The organism is Saccharothrix sp. CCNWYY140 (assembly GCF_037401995.1).
Taxonomy (GTDB): domain Bacteria; phylum Actinomycetota; class Actinomycetes; order Mycobacteriales; family Pseudonocardiaceae; genus Actinosynnema.
The window spans coordinates 153,959-176,122 of record NZ_JBBEGC010000003.1 but is presented as its reverse complement, the minus strand read 5'-3'; the positions used below and the strand labels follow the sequence as shown (position 1 = coordinate 176,122).

23 protein-coding genes and 1 tRNA gene are annotated in these 22,164 nt (G+C 71.0%); 14 read left to right on the top strand and 10 right to left on the bottom strand.

Annotated features, from left to right (window positions below; all coding sequences use genetic code 11):
* Positions 1 to 85 precede the first annotated feature (85 nt).
* The 6 genes from WBN91_RS03215 to WBN91_RS03190 form a co-directional block, all read right to left on the bottom strand.
* A complete protein-coding gene (locus WBN91_RS03215; protein ID WP_337722492.1) occupies positions 86 to 1,675 on the bottom strand; it encodes a solute symporter family protein in 1,590 nt (529 codons plus the stop codon).
* Positions 1,672 to 2,028 (bottom strand): DUF485 domain-containing protein, encoded by a 357-nt coding sequence (locus WBN91_RS03210; RefSeq protein WP_443217651.1) that lies wholly within the window; start codon positions 2,026 to 2,028, stop codon positions 1,672 to 1,674. Before WBN91_RS03210 ends, WBN91_RS03215 begins: the two co-directional genes overlap by 4 nt.
* Before the next feature lie 438 nt (positions 2,029 to 2,466).
* The gene (locus WBN91_RS03205; protein ID WP_337722491.1) at positions 2,467 to 4,248 is read right to left on the bottom strand and encodes a sodium/solute symporter; all 1,782 of its coding nucleotides are present in this window, start codon (positions 4,246 to 4,248) and stop codon (positions 2,467 to 2,469) included.
* On the bottom strand, positions 4,245 to 4,685 hold the full coding sequence (locus tag WBN91_RS03200) for a hypothetical protein (protein ID WP_337722490.1): 441 nt from the start codon (positions 4,683 to 4,685) through the stop codon (positions 4,245 to 4,247). The genes WBN91_RS03205 and WBN91_RS03200 overlap by 4 nt, the downstream gene beginning before the upstream one ends.
* Entirely contained in the window at positions 4,682 to 5,527 is an 846-nt protein-coding gene (locus WBN91_RS03195; protein WP_337722489.1) for a LytR/AlgR family response regulator transcription factor, read from the bottom strand. The genes WBN91_RS03200 and WBN91_RS03195 overlap by 4 nt, the downstream gene beginning before the upstream one ends.
* Positions 5,528 to 5,599: 72 nt before the next feature.
* Positions 5,600 to 6,463: a S49 family peptidase gene (locus WBN91_RS03190; RefSeq protein WP_337722488.1), complete on the bottom strand. Its 864-nt coding sequence runs from the start codon at positions 6,461 to 6,463 to the stop codon at positions 5,600 to 5,602.
* Positions 6,464 to 6,517: 54 nt separating this feature from the next.
* On the opposite strand from WBN91_RS03190, the gene WBN91_RS03185 reads away from it, so the two are divergent.
* Positions 6,518 to 6,685 carry a hypothetical protein gene (locus WBN91_RS03185; protein WP_337722487.1) on the top strand — a complete coding sequence of 56 codons (168 nt, stop codon included), beginning with the start codon at positions 6,518 to 6,520 and terminating at the stop codon, positions 6,683 to 6,685.
* Here WBN91_RS03185 and WBN91_RS03180 read toward each other — a convergent pair.
* Complete coding sequence (locus tag WBN91_RS03180; protein WP_337722486.1) at positions 6,682 to 7,941, bottom strand: sensor histidine kinase; 1,260 nt, start codon at positions 7,939 to 7,941, stop codon at positions 6,682 to 6,684. The two genes, WBN91_RS03185 and WBN91_RS03180, sit on opposite strands and share 4 nt — an antisense overlap.
* A gap of 85 nt (positions 7,942 to 8,026) precedes the next feature.
* Here WBN91_RS03180 and WBN91_RS03175 point away from each other — a divergent pair, with 85 nt between their 5' ends.
* From WBN91_RS03175 to WBN91_RS03165, 3 genes are read left to right on the top strand one after another with little or no spacing between them, the layout of a single operon-like run.
* Positions 8,027 to 8,746: a (Fe-S)-binding protein gene (locus WBN91_RS03175; protein WP_337722485.1), complete on the top strand. Its 720-nt coding sequence runs from the start codon at positions 8,027 to 8,029 to the stop codon at positions 8,744 to 8,746.
* Positions 8,725 to 10,140 (top strand): LutB/LldF family L-lactate oxidation iron-sulfur protein, encoded by a 1,416-nt coding sequence (locus WBN91_RS03170; protein ID WP_337722484.1) that lies wholly within the window; start codon positions 8,725 to 8,727, stop codon positions 10,138 to 10,140. Before WBN91_RS03175 ends, WBN91_RS03170 begins: the two co-directional genes overlap by 22 nt.
* The gene (locus WBN91_RS03165) at positions 10,133 to 10,720 is read left to right on the top strand and encodes a LutC/YkgG family protein (RefSeq protein ID WP_337722483.1); all 588 of its coding nucleotides are present in this window, start codon (positions 10,133 to 10,135) and stop codon (positions 10,718 to 10,720) included. Before WBN91_RS03170 ends, WBN91_RS03165 begins: the two co-directional genes overlap by 8 nt.
* Here WBN91_RS03165 and WBN91_RS03160 read toward each other — a convergent pair.
* The 3 genes from WBN91_RS03160 to WBN91_RS03150 all read right to left on the bottom strand — a co-directional run bounded on the left by WBN91_RS03160 (position 10,713) and on the right by WBN91_RS03150 (position 13,444).
* The gene (locus tag WBN91_RS03160; protein WP_337722482.1) at positions 10,713 to 11,576 is read right to left on the bottom strand and encodes an Fpg/Nei family DNA glycosylase; all 864 of its coding nucleotides are present in this window, start codon (positions 11,574 to 11,576) and stop codon (positions 10,713 to 10,715) included. The two genes, WBN91_RS03165 and WBN91_RS03160, sit on opposite strands and share 8 nt — an antisense overlap.
* Positions 11,577 to 11,603: 27 nt before the next feature.
* Positions 11,604 to 12,038, bottom strand: coding sequence for a DUF983 domain-containing protein (locus tag WBN91_RS03155; RefSeq protein ID WP_337722481.1), 435 nt, complete (start codon positions 12,036 to 12,038; stop codon positions 11,604 to 11,606).
* A gap of 95 nt (positions 12,039 to 12,133) precedes the next feature.
* Positions 12,134 to 13,444 (bottom strand): sigma-70 family RNA polymerase sigma factor, encoded by a 1,311-nt coding sequence (locus tag WBN91_RS03150; RefSeq protein WP_337722480.1) that lies wholly within the window; start codon positions 13,442 to 13,444, stop codon positions 12,134 to 12,136.
* Between the two features lie 238 nt (positions 13,445 to 13,682).
* On the opposite strand from WBN91_RS03150, the gene WBN91_RS03145 reads away from it, so the two are divergent.
* The 10 genes from WBN91_RS03145 (at position 13,683) to WBN91_RS03100 (ending at position 22,096) form a co-directional block, all read left to right on the top strand.
* Complete coding sequence (locus tag WBN91_RS03145; RefSeq protein WP_337722479.1) at positions 13,683 to 14,078, top strand: DUF7674 family protein; 396 nt, start codon at positions 13,683 to 13,685, stop codon at positions 14,076 to 14,078.
* Positions 14,079 to 14,105: 27 nt separating this feature from the next.
* A tRNA-Gly gene (locus WBN91_RS03140) sits at positions 14,106 to 14,178 on the top strand.
* A 281-nt stretch (positions 14,179 to 14,459) separates the two neighbouring features.
* Positions 14,460 to 15,035, top strand: a complete 576-nt coding sequence (locus WBN91_RS03135) for a Uma2 family endonuclease (protein WP_337722478.1) — start codon at positions 14,460 to 14,462, stop codon at positions 15,033 to 15,035.
* 235 nt (positions 15,036 to 15,270) lie between these two features.
* Positions 15,271 to 15,699, top strand: coding sequence for an OsmC family protein (locus WBN91_RS03130; protein ID WP_337722477.1), 429 nt, complete (start codon positions 15,271 to 15,273; stop codon positions 15,697 to 15,699).
* Positions 15,700 to 15,799: 100 nt separating this feature from the next.
* A complete protein-coding gene (locus WBN91_RS03125) occupies positions 15,800 to 16,201 on the top strand; it encodes a hypothetical protein (protein WP_337722476.1) in 402 nt (133 codons plus the stop codon).
* A gap of 43 nt (positions 16,202 to 16,244) precedes the next feature.
* Positions 16,245 to 16,430 carry a hypothetical protein gene (locus WBN91_RS03120; RefSeq protein WP_337722475.1) on the top strand — a complete coding sequence of 62 codons (186 nt, stop codon included), beginning with the start codon at positions 16,245 to 16,247 and terminating at the stop codon, positions 16,428 to 16,430.
* A gap of 142 nt (positions 16,431 to 16,572) precedes the next feature.
* On the top strand, positions 16,573 to 16,815 hold the full coding sequence (locus WBN91_RS03115; protein WP_337722554.1) for a type II toxin-antitoxin system Phd/YefM family antitoxin: 243 nt from the start codon (positions 16,573 to 16,575) through the stop codon (positions 16,813 to 16,815).
* The gene (locus WBN91_RS03110) at positions 16,812 to 17,072 is read left to right on the top strand and encodes a Txe/YoeB family addiction module toxin (RefSeq protein ID WP_337722474.1); all 261 of its coding nucleotides are present in this window, start codon (positions 16,812 to 16,814) and stop codon (positions 17,070 to 17,072) included. The genes WBN91_RS03115 and WBN91_RS03110 overlap by 4 nt, the downstream gene beginning before the upstream one ends.
* 217 nt (positions 17,073 to 17,289) lie before the next feature.
* Positions 17,290 to 18,435, top strand: coding sequence for a hypothetical protein (locus tag WBN91_RS03105; RefSeq protein ID WP_337722473.1), 1,146 nt, complete (start codon positions 17,290 to 17,292; stop codon positions 18,433 to 18,435).
* Positions 18,428 to 22,096: an FkbM family methyltransferase gene (locus WBN91_RS03100; RefSeq protein WP_337722472.1), complete on the top strand. Its 3,669-nt coding sequence runs from the start codon at positions 18,428 to 18,430 to the stop codon at positions 22,094 to 22,096. Before WBN91_RS03105 ends, WBN91_RS03100 begins: the two co-directional genes overlap by 8 nt.
* Positions 22,097 to 22,164: the final 68 nt, after the last annotated feature.

The following is a 22,164-nucleotide window of genomic DNA, read 5'->3' as shown; positions in this document are numbered from 1 at the left end:
CACGTCCTTCGATCGGCGGGAAACGCGGCGCGATGAGCCGACTTCCGGGCGGCCGAGCCGCGCGACGCCAGTCGCGCCATTGAACTCAGTGCGCGACGGCCTTCTCCGCACCCACACCGGTGAGCGCGCGGACCTCCATCTCGGCGTACTTGGCCTTGTTGTCCTCCTTCGAGAGGACGGTGCCCAGCCAGCCGAGGAAGAAGGCGACCGGGATCGACACGATGCCCGGGTTGGACAGCGGGAACACGTCGAAGTCGGCCTTCGGGAACATCGCGGTGGCGCTGCCCGACACGGCCGGCGACAGCACGATCAGCGTGATCGTCACCGCGAGGCCGCCGTAGATGCTCCACAGCGCGCCGGACGTGTTGAACCGCTTCCAGAACAGCGAGTACAGGATGGTCGGCAGGTTCGCCGACGCCGCCACCGCGAACGCCAGGGCCACCAGGAACGCGATGTTCTGGCCGTTGGCCGCGATGCCGCCGAGGATCGACACGATGCCGATGACGATCGCCGTGATGCGGGCGACCTTGACCTCGTTCGCCTTGTCCTCGTCAGCGCCCTTCTTGATGATGTTGGCGTAGATGTCGTGCGCGAACGACGCCGACGCGGTGATCGTCAGACCGGCCACCACCGCCAGGATCGTCGCGAACGCCACCGCCGCGATCAGGCCGAGCAGCAGCGGGCCGCCCAGCGCCTCCGCCAGCAGCGGTGCGGCGGAGTTGGCTTTGCCGGGCGCGGCGAGGATCTTGTCGGGGCCGACCAGCGCCGCCGCGCCGTAGCCCAGGACCAGCGTGAACAGGTAGAACAGGCCGATCAGCCAGATCGCCCAGACCACCGAGCGGCGGGCCTCCTTGGCCGTGGGCACGGTGTAGAAGCGCATCAGGATGTGCGGCAGGCCGGCGGTGCCCAGGACCAGCGCGAGCGCCAGGGACAGGAAGTCCAGCTGGGACGTGCCGCTCTTGCCGTACTGGAGGCCGGGGCCGAGCAGCTTCTCGCCGGCCTTGGGCGCGTTCTCGACGGCCGCGCCGAGCAGGCCGGACAGGTTGAGCCCGTACTTGCCGAGCACCCACAGCGTCATGACGCCCGCGCCGATGATCAGCAGGACGGCCTTGATGATCTGCACCCAGGTGGTGCCCTTCATGCCGCCGATCAGCACGTAGGCGATCATCAGGGCGCCGACCACGGCGATCACGATCGCCTGGCCGCCCTTGCCGGTGATGCCCAGCAGCAGCGCCACCAGGCCGCCCGCGCCGGCCATCTGCGCCAGCAGGTAGAAGAACGACACGGCCATCGTGGACGTGGCCGCCGCCGCGCGGACCGGGCGCTGGCGCATCCGGAAGCTCAGGACGTCGCCCATCGTGTACTTGCCGGTGTTGCGCAGCAGTTCGGCGACCAGCAGCAGCGCGACCAGCCAGGCGACGAGGAACCCGATGGAGTAGAGGAACCCGTCGTAGCCGTTGACCGCGATGGCGCCCGCGATGCCCAGGAAGGACGCGGCGGACAGGTAGTCGCCCGCGATCGCGATGCCGTTCTGGGGACCGGTGAACGCGCGACCGGCGGCCAGGTAGTCGGCGGCGGTCTTGGTGTTGCGGCTGGCGCGGATCACCACGAACAGCGTGGCGACCACGAAGACGCCGAAGATGGCGATGTTGAGCAGGGCGTTCGCGTTGTTCACGCCTTACCCCCTTCAAGCTCCTCGCGGATGGCCTCCGCGCGGGGGTCGAGGTTCTTGTTGGCGTGGCGCACGTACAGCGTGGTGATCGCGAACGTGGACACGAACTGGAGCAAGCCCAGGATGAGGCCCACGTTGATGTTGCCGACCACCTTCAACGACATGAAGCCGTGCGCGTAGTCGGCGAGGAGGACATAAAGCAGGTACCAGGCCAGGAACAGGCCGGCCATTGGGAACACGAAGGTGCGCAACCTGCGGCGCAACTCCTTGAAGTCCGGGCTCTCCTGCACTGCGACCCAGTCGTGGGTCGCCCCAGCGGGGGTGGCGCCCCCTGAAGTGTTCTCAGTGGTGCTCACGTTCCCCTCCTCGCACTTGTCGGCGGTGTGAACGGCACGTAACCCCTCCTGGTGCGTTCCTGATACGCGCTGCACCGTAGGGAGACGCCGGTCACGCCTGAAAGACCCCGGACGTGGACTTGCGCTCAACAGTCGAGTGATGCGATGAGCGGTAGGCATGCTGAGACGAAGTGCCGTTCGGGTGACGAACCTCACCGATAACCGGATAGGTGGACTTAACTTCACCCGATCGAGATCTTTTCCTACCTCTGGGTGATCGAACAGGCCGGTCGACCAGGCACGTCAGCACCCGACCGAGGACACCCGCGCACAACCCGGACCCCACGGGCGCCGGCACGCCCACGCTGTCCTCGTGGCGAAGAACACACCGCCCAGGCCCCAAGTGAACCACCCGACTGCTGCGCCGTGTTGATCAAACCCGACGCGACAAGCCCCCGGTCACTTCCGCGACCCGGCGGAGTCCCGCGCATCCCCGCCCTCCGGCGGTCCGAAGCGCTGGACGTCCCGGTCCCGCATGAACCCGAGCGGGTCGGGGGCGTGCAGGCGCAGCAGGATCTGGTTCACGTCGTCCGGTCGCCGGCGACTGGTCAGCTTGCTGATCATGATCATGGTCAGGAACGCCGCCGGCACCGTCACCAGCGCCGGCTGCGAGGACAGCGCGGGCGCCACCCAGCCCGACAGCGTGCTCACCACGTTCACCGCCAGCGCCGTCAGCACCAGCCCGCCGCCGACCAGCATCCCCGCCATCGCACCGACCCAGGTCAAGCCGCGCCACCAGATGCCCAGCAGCAGCAACGGGCAGAACGTCGAGGCCGCCAGCGCGAACGACATCGCCACGGTCAGCGACGCGTCCCCCCGCGGCAGCAGCAGCGCCAAGCCGATCGCCACCGCGCCGGTCAACACGGTCGCCCACCGGAAGTCACGCACCTTGCCGGGCAGGATGTCCGTCGACACCACCCCGGCCACGCTCACCACGAGCCCCGACGACGTGGACAGGAACGCCGCGAACGCCCCCGCCGCCACGACCGCGCCGAGCACCTGACCCAGCAGGTTCGGCTGCATCGTCTCCGGCAGCAGGAGCACCGCCGCGTCGGTCTTGCCGGTCACCAGCAACTGCGGCAGGTACTGGCGGGAGATCACCCCCAGCACCGTCGGGAACAGGTAGAACAGCCCCAGCAGGTACATCACGTGCAGCGCCGTGCGGCGCGCGGCCTTGCCGTCTGGGTTGGTGTAGAAGCGGACCAGGACGTGCGGCAGGCCCATCGTGCCCAGGAACGTGGCGAAGATCAGCGAGTAGGTCTCGAACAACCCGCCCAGGCCACCGGTCTGCGGTCGGAGCCACTGCTCGTTGCCGGTCGGCGACCCCTCCACCACCGGGACCGGCGAGCCCTCCGCGAAGCGCAGCGCGGTGTTCTTGCCGACGGTGTAGGTGCCGACGTCCCAGTAGGCGTGGCCATCGGCGGGCGCGCCGTTGACGGTGCCGGTCGCGGTCAGCTCCATCGGCTCCACGACCCGGACCCGCACCTGCTCGGCGGTGGTCACCTCGACGTCCTGGTGGAACCGCAGCACCCCGCCCTCGTCCACGCCCTGCGCCCCGTTGCCCGGCCCCGCCAGGAACACCGTGAACAGCACGAAAGTCGGCGCGGCGATGGCGAACAGCTTGCCCCAGTACTGGAAGGCCTGCACCAATGTGATCGCGCGCATCCCGCCGCCCAGGACGTTCACCGCGACGATCACCGTCACCGCCACCGCGCCCAGCCACGCGGGCAGCCCGGTGATGGTGTTCAGCGTCAGCCCGGCGGACTGCAACTGCGGCACCAGGTACAGCACGCCGATGCAGATCACGAAGAACGTGCAGAACCGGCGCAGGTTCGTCGACCCCAGCCGCGCCTCGGCGAAGTCGGGCAGCGTGTACGCCCCGGACCGGCGCAGCGGCGCGGCGACGAACAGCATCATCGCCAAGTAGCCCGCGGTGAAGCCGATCGGGTACCACAGCGCGTCGATGCCGTCCTTGAGCACCAGGCCCGCCACGCCCAGGAACGACGCCGCGGACAGGTACTCGCCGGAGATCGCGGCGGCGTTGCGGGTCGCGGGGATGGCCCGGCGGGCGACCAGGAAGTCCGGTGTCGTGTTGGCGCGTCGGGAACCCACGTAGCCCAGCAGGAAGGTCAGCGCCGCGACGACGACCACCAGCCCGAGGCTCCACAGGTTCCCGGTCACCGGTCCACCGAGCTGACGAAGTCGTGTTCGTGGCTCTCGGCCAGTCTTCGGTAGGCGTAGCCCACCCCGTACAGCAGCGGGAACGGCAGCAGGCCCAGCAGCAGCCACGGCAGCCGCACGCCGAGCAGCTGGACGTCGGAGATCCCCGGCACCAGGTAGAACACCACGGGCAGGGACGCCAGCAGCAGCAGCGTGCCGCCGCCGAGCAGGAACGCGGCCTTGAGCTGCTGCTTGATCAGGTCGCGGATCAGCTTCTCGCCGACGCTGGTCTGCTCCTCCAGCTCGATGATCGTGCGCAGCACCCGGCCGCGGCCCCGCGGATCGGCCAGCACGACCCGCCGGCGGCGGTTCTTGCGCGCCGACACCGCGGTCCAGGCGTCCCGCTCCCCTGGCTGCGGCTGGTCCGGCTGGCCCGGCGGCCCGGAGTGCCTGCTCATCCCCAGCTGCTCTTGGGGGGTCGCACGATCCGCTCCTTCAGCTCACGGGTGTGCCGCCGGCTGACCGGCAGCTCCTTCGCGGACTCGCCGGAGCCGATCACCACGGCGTAGCCGTTGGACGTCATCCGCAGCTCGGTCACCAGCGGCAGCGCCACCAGGAACGACCGGTGGATGCGCACGAACCCCGCGTTCTCCCACCGCTCCTCCAGCTGCGCCAACGGGATGCGCACCAGGTGGCTCTGGCCGTCGTTGGTGTGCAGGCGCGCGTAGTCGCCCTGCGCTTCGACGTACCGGACGGTGGCTCGGGGCACGAGCTTGATGGTGCCACCCAGCTCGACCGGGATGACCTCCTCGTCGGCGGGTTCCTGCGGCGCGGGCTCGGGCTGCACGGCGGGGGTCGCCGACACCCGGTCCACGACGCGCGAGATCGCCTTGTTGATGCGGTCCTCGTTGATCGGCTTGGTGACGAAGTCCAGCGCGCCGACCTCGAACGCCACCACCGCCTCGGAGTGCTCCACCCCGGTCACGAAGACCAGCGCGGGCGGCGCGCGGAACGCGCCGAGCACCCGGGCGAGGTCGGTGCCGGACAACCCGGGCATGTTGATGTCGGCGAACACGGCGTCGACCGGCGGGCGGCCCGCGCGGGTGCGGTCCATCACCTCGACGTCGTAGTCACCCCGGAGGATGCGCAGGGCCTCGGCCGCGTCGAACGCGGTGAGCACGCGGCGGATGTGCGGGCTGCTCTCGAGCAGGTACTTGATCTCGCTCAGACCGGGCGCCTCGTCGTCCACCGCCAGAACGAGGAGGCCGGCGTTGTCCTGGGTACTCACTGTGCCGCGCATCTTGCCCAGTCCCGCGGGGTCGTGTCTACGCGGGGTCGCGGGTCCGGCCCCCTCAATGACCTCGGTGAACGTTCACAAGCCGAATCGCGACCAGCGTGCCCGCTCTTCCAGCGCCGCCAGGCCGTCCAGCAGGAAGTCCCCCGATCGGGTGGCGCTGCCGGCGAGGCCGAGGCGGGCCAGCAGGGGCCGGCGGGGTTCGGCGACGGTCACGTCCGCGTCCGGGTACCGCTTGGCGACCACGCTGCGCAGCGTGCCGATGCCGTCCACGAGGCCCAGTTCGGCCGCCTTGGCGCCGGTCCACACCTCGCCGGAGAACAGGTCCACCGAGTCGCTCAGCTTGGACCCGCGGCGCTCCCGGACCCAGTCGGCGAACTGCCCGTGCAGCTCCTCGTGCAGCCCGCGCAGCCACTCGACGTCCTCGGGCTTCTCGGGCTTGAACGGGTCGAGCCGGACCTTGTGCTCGCCGGCCGTGTAGACCCGCCGCTCGACGCCGTGGCGCTCCAGCAGCCCGTTGAGCCCGAACCCGGCGCTCACCACGCCGATCGACCCAACCAGCGAGGTGCCGTGCGCGTAGATCTCGTCCGCCGCGCACGCCAGCCAGTACCCGCCGGACGCGGCCACGTCCTCGCAGAACGCCAGCACCGGCACGCGCTTCTTGGCCGCCAGCTCCCGGATCCGCTCGGCCACCAGTGCCGACTGGGTGGGCGCGCCGCCGGGCGAGTTGACCAGCAGGGCGACCGCCACGAGCCGGTCGTGGTCGAAGGCCCGGGTGAGGGCGCTCTCGACGTTCTGGAGGTTGATCGTGTTGCGGGTCATCGGCGACGGCGAGGGCGTGATGACCCCGTGCAGCCGCACCGCGGCCACCACGGGCGCGCGATCGGCACGGTCGGCGACGATCTTCGGCAGCCGGGCGGCGATCTTGTCGGTCACGCTCATGCCCCCGACCTTACGTGTGCCCGCGCCCCGGCGTGGTGGAGCTAACATCGGTCGGTGACGTTCAACCCGATCCGTTGGCTGGAGCGGTACGTCGAGTGGTGGGACGAGCGTGGCCGCCGGAACGCGGACGGCCCGACACCCATGCACATCTACTGGATGTGGATCATCTGGGCCGTGGTCGCGGTGATGACCGTGACCACCCTGGCGGTCGCGGCGACCTAGGCCCTCACGACGGGCTGCTCGGCGGTCTCGTCGAGCTTGGGGGGCATGATCGGGATGTTGGTGCGCACCCCGGGCGAGTACTTCGGCACCTTCAGGATGATCTTCATGCCCGCATCGGGCGCGGTCTCGACCACCAGCGCGTAGTCGTCGCCGAACACCGCCCGCATCCGGTGGTTGATGTTGCCCAAGCCGACGTGCGCGCCGGTCTGGTGGGCGTCCTTCAGGTCCTCGAACAGCCGGTCCGGGTCCATGCCCACGCCGTCGTCCTCCACCGAGATCAGGGCCTCCGCCCCGTTGTCCTCGGCGATGATGGTCAGCAGCCCGCCACCGGGCTTCTTGGCCAGCCCGTGCCGCACCGCGTTCTCCACCAGCGGCTGCAACACCAGGAACGGCAGCACGACCTGCAACACCTCGGGCGCGATCTTCAGCCGGACGTTCAGGCGAGCCCCGTACCTGGCCTGCTCGATGGTCAGGTAGCGGTGGATGTTGGTCAGCTCGTCGGCCAGCGTCGTGAAGAAGCCGTCGGTGCGGAACGAGTACCGGGTGAACTCGGCGAACTCCTGCAACAACTCCCGCGCGTGCGCCGGGTCGGTGCGGATCAGCGACGAGATCGTGTTCAGCGCGTTGTAGACGAAGTGCGGCGAGATCTGCGCCCGCAGCGCCTTCACCTCGGCCTGCGCCAGGGCCTGCCGGGACTTCTGGAGGACTTCCAGCTCCAGCTGCGTCGAGACGAACCGCGCGGTCTCCTCGGCCATCCGGATCTGGCGCTTGTTCGCCACGCCGCTGACGACGATCAGCGTGCCCGCGACCTCGGACTCCACGATCAGCGGCACGATCACCGCCGAGTGCAGGGAACACGGTCCGGGCAGCTCGCAGTCCAGCTTGCGGTGCTCGACGTGCTCCTTGTGCACCTCGCCGATCGCGCGCTCGATGAACGGCACGAGGAACTCGTAGTGGTCGTTGGCGCCGCCGTCCCAGGACAGCAGGGTGCCCTCGTGGTCGGTGATGCCGACCGCGACGCACCTCAGCATCTCGCGCAGGTGCGGGGTGGCCTTGTCGGCGGCCTCCTGCGTCAGCCCCTCGCGCAGGTCGGCGGACGCTTTGGACATGCGGTGCAGCATGTCCATCACGGCGTCTTCGACGGAGGTGCTCACCCTGCGGGCGCGGCACAGCATCACGAAGAGGCCCAAGACGGCCAGGGTCGCGATGACACCGAGGACCGCGCGCTCGGTCAGGAGGTCACGCACGGCGTCCATGCTGTTCTGTGTTGTGCCCTCTCGGCAAGGGGGCGCGCACCGGACGAGGTAGACATCCGATGAATTTGAGGTCAGAGTGTGCCCCGTGGAGAAGGTCGCCCTGTTCGCTACTTGCCTCACGGACACGCTGTACCCGGCCACGGCCCGTGCGACCGTGCGGCTGCTGGAGCGGCTCGGGTGCACCGTGGAGTTCCCGCTCGACCAGACGTGCTGCGGCCAGATGCACTTCAACACCGGCTACCGCGACCACGCCGCTGACCTGGCGGTTCGGTTCGCTTCGGTGTTCTCGGGGTACGACGCCGTGGTGGTGCCCTCGGGGTCGTGCGCGGGCATGGTGCGGCACGTCCAACCGGACCTGGGGGCCGCGCCGCCGCCCACCTACGAGCTGTCCGAATTCCTCGTGGACGTGCTCAAGGTGACCGACGTGGGTGCATACTTCCCCCATCGGGTGACCTACCATCCGACCTGTCACTCTCTGCGCATGTTGGGCGCGGGCGACAAGCCGCTCGCGCTGCTGCGGGAGGTTCGGGGTCTCGAACTCGTGGAGCTGCCGCAGGCCGAGTCGTGCTGCGGTTTCGGCGGCACGTTCGCGGTGAAGAACGCCGACACGTCGACCGCCATGCTCGCCGACAAGATGCGCGGCGTGCTCGACACCGGCGCGGAAGTGCTGACCGCCGGCGACAACTCGTGTCTGATGCACATCGGCGGCGGCCTGTCCCGGCTGCGCACCGGCGTCCGCCCGGTCCACCTGGCGGAGGTCCTGGCGAGCACGGAGGAGGAGCCTTGGGCACCCGCAACCCGGTGACCTGGCTGGGCAGCCCCACGTTCCCGGAGGCGGCCCGCACCGCCCTCGCCGACACCCAGCTGCGCCGCAACCTGCGCAACGCCACCACGACCATCCGCGGCCGGCGCGCCCAGGCCGTCGGCGAGCTGCCCGACTGGGAGCGGCTGCGCCGCGCCGGCGAGGCGATCAAGGACGACGTCCTGCACCACCTCGACCGCTACCTGGAGCAGCTCGAAGCCGCCGTCACCGCGCGCGGCGGGGTCGTGCACTGGGCGCGGGACGCCGCCGAGGCCAACGCGATCGTGCTGCGGCTGTGCGGCGACGCGCGCGAGGTCGTGAAGGTCAAGTCGATGGCCACCCAGGAGATCGGGCTCAACGAGGCCCTGGCGCAGGCCGGGGTGCACGCCATCGAGACCGACCTGGCGGAGCTGATCGTGCAGCTCGGCGACGACCGCCCGTCGCACATCCTGGTGCCCGCGATCCACCGCAACCGCAGCGAGATCCGCGAGATCTTCCGCGCCGCCGGCCTCGACCCGGCCTCCGACGACCCGCGCGTGCTCGCCGAAGCCGCCCGCGCCCACCTGCGGCGCAAGTTCCTGTCCTGCGAGGTGGCGGTGTCCGGCGCCAACTTCGCCGTCGCCGACACCGGCTCCGTGGTGGTGCTGGAGTCCGAGGGCAACGGCCGGATGTGCCTCACCCTGCCGCGCAAGCTGATCACCGTGATGGGGCTGGAGAAGGTCGTGCCGACGTGGCAGGACCTCGAAGTGTTCCTCCAGCTGCTGCCCCGGTCCTCGACGGCCGAGCGGATGAACCCCTACACCTCGACCTGGACCGGCGTGACCCCCGGCGACGGCCCGGAGGAGTTCCACCTGGTGCTGCTGGACAACGGGCGCACCGCCACCCTCGCCGACCCGGTCGGGCGGCAGGCGCTGCGGTGCATCCGGTGCTCGGCGTGCCTCAACGTGTGCCCGGTCTACGAGCGCACCGGCGGCCAGTCCTACGGCTCGGTGTACCCGGGTCCGATCGGCGCGATCCTGACGCCCCAACTGGTCGACGACCCGCACGACGAGCAGGCAGCCTCGCTGCCGTTCGCGTCCTCGTTGTGCGGCGCGTGCTTCGAGGTGTGCCCGGTGCGCATCGACATCCCGTCCGTGCTCACGCACCTGCGCGCGCGGGTCGTGGAGGCGAAGGGGCGCAGCGCGGAGTCGGTGGCGATGGCCGCCGCCGCTTGGGTGTTCGCGTCGGCGTCCCGGTACGAGAAGGTGCAGAAACTCGGTTCCCTGGCCCGGTTGTTCGCGCACGACGGCCGCATCTCCTGGCTGCCCGGTCCGGGCGCGGCGTGGACGTCGTCCCGGGACGCCCCGGTGCCGGCGCGCGAACCGTTCCGCGAGTGGTGGAGGAAGAACCGTGGCTGACGCCCGTGCGGAGATCCTGGGACGGGTGCGGAACGCGTTGCGCGACAAGCCCGACACACCCCCGGTGGTCCGCGACTACGTCCGCACCGGCGACGCTTCCGTCGAGCTGCTGGCTTCACGCGTCGCCCACTACCGCGCGACCGTCCACGTGGTGTCCGACCAGGAGGTCGTGCCGCTGCTGGCGGAGTTGTTGGCGGGCAAGCGGATCGTCGTGCCGGACGGCCTGCCGTGGGAGGTGCCGGGCGTGACCGTCCTGCGCGACCCGCTGACCGTCGAGGAGCTGGACCGGGCGGACGGCGTGCTCACCGGGTGCGCGGTCGCGATCGCGCAGACCGGGACGATCGTCCTGGACGGCGGCCCCGGTCAGGGCAGGCGGGCGCTGACCCTGCTGCCCGACCACCACGTGTGCGTCGTGCGGTCCGACCAGATCGCCGGCACCGTCCCGGAGGCGCTGGAACGCCTCGACCCGGTCCGCCCGCTGACCTTCATCAGCGGCCCGTCCGCGACCAGCGACATCGAACTGGACCGGGTGGAGGGCGTCCACGGCCCCCGCCGGCTGGAAGTCCTGATCGTCACTTGAGCAGGCGCGACAGCCGCCGGTCCGCCAACGGCTTGCCGCCGGTCTGGCAGGTCGGGCAGTACTGGAACGCCCGGTCCGCGAAGGACACCTCCCGGACCGTGTCGCCGCACACCGGGCACGGCAGGCCGGTGCGCGCGTGCACGCGCAGGCCCGAGCGCTTCTCGCCCTTCAGCCGCGCCGCCGACTGGCCGACCGAGCGGGCCACGGCGTCGGTGAGCACGTCGACCATCGCCAGGTGCAGGCGGTCGAGGGACTCCGCGTTGAGCTTGCCGGCGGTCGCGTAAGGGGACAGCTTCGCGGTGTGCATGATCTCGTCGGAGTACGCGTTGCCGATGCCGGCCATGAGCGTCTGGTCGGTCAACGCGGTCTTCAGGCGTTCCGTGCGCCCCTTGAAGAGCTCTTCCAGCCGCTCACGGGACACCGACAGCGCGTCCGGACCCAGCCGGGCCACGCCGGGCACGTCGGTCGGGTCGGTGACGATCCACGCCGCCAGGCCCTTCTTCGTGCCCGCCTCGGTCAGGTCGAACCCCGGCCCCTCGCCCGGCGGACCCAGGTGCACGCGCAGCGCCAACGGCCCCCTGCCCGGCTTGGGCGGGGCCACCGACAGGGTGTCCGACCAGCGCAGCCAGCCCGCGCGGGCCAGGTGGACGACCAGGTGCAGGCCGTCGCAGTCCAGGTCCAGGTGCTTGCCGTGCCGGCCCGCGCCGGTCACGGTGCGGCCCTGCAACTCCGTCCACGGCGGGCTGAACGTCTTCAGGACCTGCAACGACGCCACGTCCAGGCGGTGGACGACGCGCCCGACGGCGTGTTCGCGCAGGTGCTCGGCCAGCGCCTCGACCTCGGGTAGTTCCGGCACCGGACCAGTGTCACCCGAACACCGCGATCAGTCGACCGGTTGCAGCGGTCCCTCGAGGTCGGGCAGCGAGTACATCTCGATCTTGCGCGCCACGTTGGCCATCTCGTTGCGCACGGTCAGGTAGCCGCGAACCGTGCCCACCCAGCGCTCGGGCGGCAGCTCGTCGGTCTTCTTCGACTCCGCCGCCACCAGCCACGGCCGGCGCACCGCCCACCGGGCCGGGAAGAACAGGAACAGCAGGACCAGCGCGAAGATCAGCCAGCCGGGGACGACGACCTGCTCGGGCGTCCACGCCACGAGCACCACGGCCATGACGATGACGATCGCCAGCATGAGCACGCCCGGCCCCTGGCCGCCGCTGACGTCGTGCTCGAAGTCGGCGTCCTTCGCCGGGTTGCGCCACTCGATCTGGCTGCGCACCGTCCACATCCGGCCGTCCGCTCCGCGCACCAGCCGCGTCATCGCTTCTCTCCTCGCCAGCGCCTGACCTGAACGATCTCAACGCTACCGGCAAACCCCTGCATCCAGTGGGTGAACCGGGCGGTCGCGGTTCGTGGTCAGGTGGCCTTGAGGCTGGCCGAGGTGGGGGTCAGCGTCACCGTGGTGGGTGTCACCGTGGGCGCGGACGACGTCGTGCTGACGAACGCCGTCTTGGTCGGCTCGACCGTGGTCGTGGTGGTCGTCACCGGCTCGCTGGTGGGGTCCTGGAACAGCCGGACCTCGCTGGACGTGGTCGGCGCACCAGAGGGCACCGGCACCGCCAGGACCTGCTCGGACGTTCTCTCGGGCCCCGCGGTGACGGTCTCGGTCACCACCCGCGTCCGCACCTGGGTGTGGTCCACGCGGTGGACCTGCCCGGAGGTCGGCGCGGGCGACTCGGCGCTGGTCGGCACGCCGGTCGCGGTCGCGTGCGTCGAGCACAGCGCCAGCACGTTCTCGCCGTCGACGCCGTTGGGCCCGGTCTGCACCAGCGCCGGGCCGGGACCGCCGGTGAACGTGCCCGCCACCATGCCGAACAGGCCCACCGCGGCGGCCGAGGCCACCCCGGCGAGCACCAGCTTCACCCGTCCGGTGAGCCACGCCGCCTTCCCCAGCACGACCGGGCCCACCAGGGCGGTCGCCGCGACCGGCACCGCGATCGAGGCCGCGTGCGCCCGCAGCGACGAGCACACCTCGGTCAGCTCGGCGTGCAGGGCGTTGCAGGAGGAGCAGGTCTGGAGGTGCTTGCGGATGCGCCGCTGCTCGGCGCCCTGCACCCCGCCCGCCGTGTACGTGCCGAGCTTGGACAGCACCGAGCTGCACGCGCGCGGCCCGGAATCCTCGGCCAGGTGCGCCTGGAGGTACGCGGCGCGCAGCCCTTCCCGGGCCCGGCGGGCCAGCGCGGCCATCGCGTTCGGGCTCAGGCCGAAGCTCGGCGCCACCGCCGCCGGCCGCGCGCCCTCCACCTCGACCTGCCACAGCACGCTGCGCCACCGCTCGGGCAGGCTGGTGAACGCCCGCGAGATCAGGGTGTGCTCGGCGCGGCTGGCGGTCGCGTCGGGGAACGGCTCGACCCGGCGGGACAGCTCCTCGTCCTCCACCGGCACGTCCCGGCGCCGCCCGCTCCACTCCCACGCCACCCGGCGCGCGACGGTCAGCAGGTAGGTCCGGACGTGGTCGGTGGGTCCGGTGCCCCGGCGGATGGCCTGGAGGACCCGGAAGAAGGCCTCGGCGGTCAGGTCGTCGGCCTCGGCGTGTTCACGGACGTGCCGGAGGGCGAACCGACGAACGGCGTCGGCGTGCCGGCTGAACAGCTCCCCGAAGGCCGCGTCGTCGCCCGCCCTGACCCTGGCGAGCAGTTCCCGGTCGAAATCGGCATCTCCGGCCATCCCGCCCGGCACCTCCCGCCCGCCTCTGTCGTACCCGGTCAAGATGCCACAGCTGGATCGAACCGCCCCGAAGCGATAGCGACCCGATACCGAAGACCATCCGGACGGCGTGGGCCGTTCGGAGCAGTCCGTCCGGCCGGGCACCGGATCGCGGTCGGTGACGAGCCGGTTACGGGAAGGCGTCAGGTGGTCCCGGGCCCCGCCCCGGGGGCCGTTGCGACGAGTAGTCTCCTGCCGCGTGGTCGATTGGCGCACAAGGGCTTCCGCCCTCCTCCCCGAGCTGGGCGCCGTCATCGAGCGCGAGTCCTGGTCGTGCCACGTGTTCCTGTCGGAGCTGTGGCAGCTCGCCCTGGAGGCGCACCGGGACGACGACCGGGACACGCTGACCCGGGTGTACGGCTTCGCGCACTGGTGCTTCCAGCAGGAGCAGTTCCTGTCCAACGCGTCGGTGGTCAGCTTCTACGAGCACGTGTTCGACGAGTGGGAACTGCGGCACCTGGTGGCGCCGTGGCTGCCGGGCGAGGTCGTGGACAAGGTCAGGCCGCTGTGGGAGTGGCGGTGGCCGGCGGAGCGGTTGTCCGAGGTAGATCGCCTGTTGGAGGAGACCCGACCCCCCGGTCGAAACGCGGTTTGAGCCTCCTGTATAGTTCTCTGCTGTCAGGCGGATGTAGCGCAGTTGGTAGCGCATCACCTTGCCAAGGTGAGGGTCGCGAGTTCGAGTCTCGTCATCCGCTCGTAGTACGAAGGCCCTGGTCACGGTGACCAGGGCCTTCGTCGTGTGTCGGGTGTTGCCCACCTCCCCGCACACGTGGGACGGACCCCACCTCTGCCGTATCGTTGCCTGAGGTCCACCCCGCGCGAGCGGGGGTGATCCGCACCTGGCCCGGTTCGCCCGGGACGCGAGACCTCCGGGATGGGCGGGGAGGCGCTCGGTAGGCTCGTGTACCCAGGTCGACGGATCTTCCTCCTGAGCGCGAGACGGGCTCACCGGCAGCAGCGCCTCGGAGGCCACACCATGACCAGTGCACGCCGCTTGGACGGCTACACGTTGGAGGATTGGGAGCGCCTTGAGCCTGCGGAGGGCCACCGCGTCGAACTGGTCGACGGGCGGTTCGTGGTGAGCGCCGCCCCGGCTGTCGCGCACCAACGCGTCGCGGACCGGCTCTGCCGACTGCTGGACGACGCGGTTGCCGAAGGCGGCATGGAAGCCGTGACCGCAGTCGGTGTACGCGTTGCACCGGGACTGGGCTACATCCCGGATGTGGTGGTGTGCACGGAGTTGGTGGAGACCACCGCGGTCGAGGTCGAACTGGTGGCGCTCGCGGTCGAAGTGGTCAGCCCGTCCCCCGCGCGCAGTGACCGGTTGGAGAAGCCCGCCGCTTTCGCCGCGGCCGGGGTGCCCGCCTTCTGGCGTGTGGAGATCGGTCGCGAAGGCGGACCGATCATCTACTGCTACCGGTTGGACCAGGGTGTCTACGTGGAGGCTGTGACACTCCGAGCGGGTACCCCCGGTTCTGTCGACGTTCCCGGTGGTGGACGCGTCACGCTCGATCCCGGCGACCTGATCGGCTCCCGCCGTCCCCGGTCGTGACCGGCCGGGACACACCCGGGACGAAGAACTCCGTGCGATCAGGTCAACACCCGGACCAGGGCTGATTGGTCGGGTTCCCAAGCTGTAGAGGCGAGTTCGAGTCTCGTCATCCGCTCGCTGAAGAAGGCGGGTACCTCGACAGGTACCCGCCTTCTTCGTGTGTTCGCCGCAGCGGATTCCGCGCCACGCCGATAGGTTGGCCTCGACCGGTTCGTCGAGTGGGATGGAGTCCGCGATGCCCAGCACCCGCAACGCCAGCACGCACTGGGAAGGCAACCTGCTCCAGGGCAGCGGCACCGTGACGCTGGAGTCGTCGGGCCTCGGCTCGTACGCGGTGTCCTGGCCGGCCCGCACCGACGAGGCCGCGAACGGCCGGACCAGCCCGGAGGAGCTGATCGCCGCCGCGCACTCGTCGTGCTTCTCGATGGCGTTCTCGCACGCGCTGGACCAGGCGGGCACGCCGCCCACGCAGCTGGACACGTCCGCCGCGGTGACCTTCCAGCCGGGCAAGGGGATCACCGGCATCCACCTGACCGTGCGCGGCGCCGTGCCGGGCCTGGACCAGGACCAGTTCGCCGCCGCGGCCGAGGACGCCAAGAAGAACTGCCCGGTGAGCCAGGCGCTGACGGGCACCACGATCACCCTGACGGCCGAGCTGGTCTGACCGCCGATCGGCGGTACCGGGTCGGTACCACGCGTACCGACCCGGTACCAACTGCGTCGAACGATTTGACCCGGTTGAGTGAGGCCGGTAGTCAAGGTCAATGCTCACCGCTGCGGGTGGCCCGGCGCGACTCGCCGTCGGGGCATTGATCGGCGTCGTGATGGCCGCCCTCTTCGCGAACGGCGCCTCCGACGACCCGCTGGCGCCCTCGGGCCTGCCCGCCGACGGCGCGGACATCGTCGTGGTCACGGGCGCCTCCCAGCCAGGCCGCACCAGCGTCACGAGCACCGCCGCCACCACGCAGTCGTCGACCGGCAGCTCGACGAGCTCGTCGAGCTCCACGTCGTCGTCCAGCAGCGCGACCACCACGGAGTCGTCCACCACGACCACCGTGAGCCAGACGACGACCACCACGAAGCCCCCGACGACGACAAGACCCCCGACCACGTCGAGAACCACGACCACGACGACCACCAAGCCGTGCGGGCTGATCTTCTGCTGATCTCCCCTGCCGCTCACGGAACGTGGTTTGGCAGGATCGCCGCGTGACGTTCAGCCAGGATCCCCTCCAGCCCCAGCCAGGCAACGACGCACCGACCCTCCGCATCAGCCCCCTCACCACCACCTCTCCCCCCGTGAAGCAGCAACCCGCACCGCAGCAGTCGAAGAAGAGCACCCTGCGCCGCCTCGCGCGGCGCATCGTCGGCCCGACGATCCTGACCAAGAAGTGACCGACCCGGGGGCGGCGTCATCCCCCGGCGCCGCCCCCGGTCACGACGTGGTTAGCCGGACCACACCGCGGCACCCTTGTCCCGAGCCGGGAGCGGACGTACAGTATCTTGTACGCCGAAGGGAGGGGTGCTGGTGAAGACCATGAGCTACTCCGAGTCTCGCGCGAAGTACGCCGAGACGCTCGACTCCGTCGTCAACGACCGCGAAGAAGTCGTGATCACCCGTGCGGGGCACGAGCCGGTGGTGATCGTGTCGCTCGACGACTACCAGTCGCTCAAGGAGACCGCCTACCTGCTGCGCAGCCCGGAGAACGCGCGCCGCCTGATCACCGCGATCGAGCGGCTGGAGTCCGGCGGAGGGTCGCAGCACGACCTGGCTGAATGAAGCCGATCTGGGACGAGCTCGCCTGGTCCGACTACGTCTGGTGGCAGACCGAGGACCGCAAGGTGCTCAAGCGCATCAACGACCTGATCAAGGACATCCTGCGCAACGGCAACGAGGGCATCGGCAAGCCCGAACCGCTGAAGCACGGCTTCCAGGGCTACTGGTCGCGTCGGATCACCGACGAGCACCGACTGGTCTACAAGGTCGCCGGGGACGAGATCCGCATCGCCGCTTGTCGTTACCACTACGGCAAATAGCGCCGCCCGGTCGGACACCGCGTTCCGGGACCGGTGTCCGACCTCGCTGTAACCGTCCGCCCGCGTCCCGACGATGCTCTCAGTGCGCCCGCACCGGTCCATACCACGTGACCGAACCGCACCGCGGCAACGACCGGATCACAAGTGACCGATCCCGGTGGGCCCACCACGGCCATGCGTCACAATGGCGCTCGCGCGCTGACACTGGAGGAGCAGGATGTCTTGGCAAGACGAGCTGTCGGAACTGGACCGGACCTTGGCGGAGGGTCGGATCAGCGCCGACGACTACCGCCGTCGCCGGGACGAGCTGCTGGCCTCCGCGAGCAGCGGCAGCGGTCCGGCGCAGCCCCAGGGTCAGCCCGGGCAGGGGCCGTTCGCGCCGCCGTTCCGGTGGGAGGCCACGCCGCCCCAGCAGCAGCCGACCAGCCCCGACGCCACCCAGGTCGTCCAGGCGGGCAAGCCGGTGAACCCCGACGCCACGCAGGTGGTGTCCGGTGGTGCGCGCCCGCCGGCGGACGCCGAACGCACCCAGTACGTGCGCCCCGTCACGCCGCCCGGCGGCATGCCCCAGCAGCCGCAGCAGCAGCCGAACTGGCAGGGCGGCGGCGCCCAGGCGCCGGCCGGTGGCACGCCGTGGGGTTCCGGTGACGGCTTCGGCGGCTACACCGACCCGAACCCGTCCTGGATCGCCCAGGGGCCCGAGGTCTTCGACGAGGACGGCGGCGGCGGCAAGAAGAAGGTCATCGGCATCGTCGTGGCCGTGGTGCTGCTCGCGGGCATCGCGTTCGGCGCGTACATGATCTGGGGCCGCGGCGGTTCCTCGCCCTCGGGCGGCGGCGACCAGACCACCGCGCAGTCCACCACCTCGACCAGCACCACGCCCAGCGCGCCGCCGGACCCGATGCCGATCGGCAAGTTCCCCGGCAAGGTCACCCAGAACAAGAACGTGACCGCGTTCACCGCCGTGCCGGGCCTGAAGTACCTGCTGGACTCCGAGACCCAGGCCTACACGACCGCCGGCGCGGGCAAGGCCAAGCTGGTCCAGTTCACCCTCGACGGCGGCGCGCAGGGCGTGATCCTGATCGTCGAGGCCTCCGACGCCACCGCGGCGAACGCGGCGGCCACGGCGCTGCACGAGATCCAGCTCGGCAACAGCATGGCCCCGTTCAAGGAGGCGCCCGCCACCGTCCTGGTGGGCCAGATCGACGCCGCCAACGGCGGCAACGCCCGGGTCCGCGGCCACTACGGCAGCGAGGGCATGATCGTCCGCGTGGACGTCTCCGCCCCGACCCTGGCCGCCGCCCAGAAGGGCTTCACCGAGGTCCTCGACGCCCAGCTGAAGGTGCTCAAGGCCGATGGCTGACCGCCCCACCCGCGTGACCACGTGCACCGTGGTCGCGCGCAACTACCTGCCCGCCGCCCGCGTCCTCGCCGCCTCCTACCTGGAGCACCACGAGGACCACGACTTCGTCATCGCCGTCATCGACGCGCCGCGCGACTCCGGCACCGTCCAGGGCCGGCTGCGGACGGTCGGCCCGGAGGCGTTCGGGATCGACCCGGAGGACTACCTCCGGATGGCGACCTCGTACAACGTCACCGAGCTGGCCACGGCGGTGAAGCCGTACCTGCTGCGGGAACAGCGCAAGACCTCCGACGTGGTGATCTACCTCGACCCCGACATCGAGGTGTTCGCCCCGATGCCGGAGCTGGCGGAGCTGGCGATGGCGCACGGGATCGTGCTCACGCCGCACCACCTGCGCCCGCTGCCGCGCGACGGCAAGGACCCCAGCGAAGCCGTGATCATGGGCTCGGGGATCTTCAACCTGGGCTTCGTCGCGACCGGCCCGGGTTCGGAGCCGTTCCTGGACTTCTGGGCCGAGCGGCTGCGGCACGACGCCGTGGTGGCGCCGGAGAAGCAGCTGTTCACCGACCAGCGGTGGGTGGACCAGGTGCCCGCGCTGTTCGACAACCACGTGCTGCGCGACCCCGGTTTCAACGTCGCCTACTGGAACGTGCACGAGCGCCCGGTCGAGCGGGACGCGGACGGCAACCTCACCGCGGCCGGGAAACCGTTGCGGTTCTTCCACTTCTCCGGCTACCGGCCGGAGCGCCCGTGGCTGCTGTCGGTGCACACGCCGGCCAAGCCGCGCGTGGTGCTGTCCGAGCACCCGGTGGTCAAGCAGCTGTGCGACTCGTACCGGGAGTCCTTGCAGGGCAACGGGTACGCCGAGTCGCTGGAGTCGATCCCGTACGGCTTCGCGAAGATGGCCGACGGCACGCGCGTGACCCCGACCGTGCGGACGCTGTTCCGCGAGGCGTGGGTGAAGGCGGAGCGCAAGGGCCTGGACCTGCCGCCGCACGCGTTCGGCCCCGACGGCGGCAAGGCGCTGCGCGAGTGGCTCGCCGGCCCGCCCGACGACGCCCCCGCGGGCACCGTGCTCAACCGGCTCACCGCCGCCGTGTGGGAGGGCCGGCCGGACCTCAGGTCCGCGTTCCCGCGCCCGCACGGCCGCGACGCCAAGCCGTTCCGGGCGTGGTGCCAGACCTCGGGCGTCACCGAGGAGTCGCTGCCGGACTGGGCGCTGCCCCGCGAGCCGGTCGACCCGGCCGAGCCGGGTGACGAGTTCGGCGTCAACGTCGTGGGCTACCTCACCGCGGAGCTGGGCGTCGGCGAGCTGGGCCGCATCGCGCACGACGCGATCGCCCGCGCCGGCGTGCCGATCAGCTCGGTGGTCGAGGACCGCCTGGTGTCCAGCCGCACCGGGATGCCGGAGCCGGGCACCAAGGGCGACCCGCACTACCCGATCACGCTGCTGTGCGTGAACGCCGACCAGACCCAGGCCGTGTTGGAGAACCGTCCGCACGTGGGCCACCACCGGTACCGGATCGGGCTGTGGGCGTGGGAGTTGGAGGAGTTCCCGGGCTGGATGCACTCGGCGTTCCACCTCGTCGACGAGGTGTGGACGATCAGCGAGTTCTGCCGCGAGGCGATCGCCAAGCACACCGACAAGCCGGTGAAGGCGATCCCGATGCCGGTGCGCGACCCCGGCGAGGTCGACCGCGCGGCGCGCGAGCCCGGTGACCCGGTCCGGTTCCTGTTCGCGTTCGACTTCCTGAGCATCGGCGAGCGCAAGAACCCGTGGGGCGTCCTGGAGGCGTTCCAGCGGGCGTTCCCGGGTCGGGACGACGTGCGGCTGGTGATCAAGGCGATCAACGGCAACAAGCGCCCGGACGTGGCCGAGCGGCTGCGGGTGCGCGCGATGGAGGACCCGCGGGTCGAGCTGGTCGAGAAGTACCTGACCGTGCAGGAGCTCAACGACCTGTACGCGTCGAGCACGGCCTACGTGTCGCTGCACCGCAGCGAGGGCTTCGGCCTGACCGTGGCCGAGGCGATGGCCCGCGCGATGCCGGTGATCTCCACCGACTACTCCAGCACCGCGGAGTTCGTGAACCCCAAGGTGGGGTGGCCGATCCCGTACAAGCTGGTCCCGGTCGGCAAGGGCAACGAGCCCTACGAGGCCGACTCGCTGTGGGCCGACCCCGACCTGGACGCGGCGGCGCGCGCGATGCGCGAGGTCGCCGACGACCCGGCCGAGGCGGACCGGCGCGGCCGGGCGGCCCGGGAGCACATCCTGCGGACGCGGTCGATGGCGAACTGCGCCGAGTGGATGCGCGAGCAGCTCAAGCTCGCCTACGACAAGCGCACCACCGCCCGCGCGGGCGTCGCGCCGGGCGTCGGGGTCAACAACCCCCTGCGCCCGCTGCACGACTCGCGCCAGGCGCTGTTGTGGCGCGCCGACGCGGGGGCGGCGTCCCGCACGCCGCTCGCGCCCGCGCTGCGCAAGGCCGTGCTGCGCGCGATCGACCACTACGACGTGCACCAGCGCCGGGTCATGGGCGCGATCGTGGACGGCGTGGAGGGCACGCTGAGCGACGTGGTCGCCCGCCTGTCGGCGCTGGAGACCGCGCAGGAGGCGGCCCGGTACGCGAACAACGGCGTGCGCACCCGCCTGGCCGCCGTCGAGGGTCGCGTGCAGGACCTGAACGGCGTCGAGGACTCGCTGTCGAGCCTGGAGCAGCGGCTGGACGGCAGTCTGGACCGCCTGACCGCGCGCCTGGACGAGGGCGAGCGCAAGGTGTTCGACATGTTCGTGGAACGCGACCGCGCCCACGACGCCCGCGACCAGCGGATCGCCGACCTGACCCGGGACCTGGCGGCCGTGCGCGACGCGGCGCGGCTCAAGCACGCCCCGGTGCCCGCGGGCGCGGACGTCGTCGTGTGCGACGCCGGCGCCCTGCTGCTGCCGGTGGACCGCGTGATGCTGCCGTGGCTGGCGTACTACCGCAGCTGGGAGCACGACGAGGCCGAGCTGATGGCCGAACTCGTCGGCAACGGCACGTTCCTGGACGTCGGCGCCCACGTCGGCTACCACTCGCTGCGCCTGTTGCAGCGGTCCACGGGCGTGGCGTCGGTGGTGGCGGTCGAGGCCAACCCGGTCAACGCCGACTACCTGCGCCGCAACGTCGCCGCCAACCTCCCGCGGGCGGCGGCCGACCTGGTCACCGTCCTGCCGATCGCGGCGTGGGACACCGACACCGAGATCCGCCTGGTCCCGGAGGGCGACAACAGCGGCGACCACCGCGCCCACGACCTCTCCGACGGCACGGAAGGCGGTGTGGTCGTCCCGGCCATCCGCCTGGACACCCTGCCGGAGCTGAAGGACCGCCGAGTCTCCTTGGTGAAGGTCGACCTCCAGGGCCGCGACCACCGGGCCCTCGCGGGCCTGACCCAGGTCCTCGACCGCGACCGACCGCACGTGGTGTGCGAATTCGCGCCGGACGCGATCACGGAACTGGGCGACGACCCGTCCGACGTCCTCCTGGGCTACCGCAAGCTCGGCTACGCGCCGGCCCCGGTCCTCCAGGGCGGCCCGGTCCCCGGCGACCACACCGACGAGGACCTCGTCCGCATGGCGAACGACGCGGAGTCGAACTTCGTCACACTGTGGCTTCGCCCACTCTGAACTGCGGCTACGCGTAACGGGCGCCCCGGGAATTGCGACAATCCCGACGGCGCCCGTTGTCGCGTGCG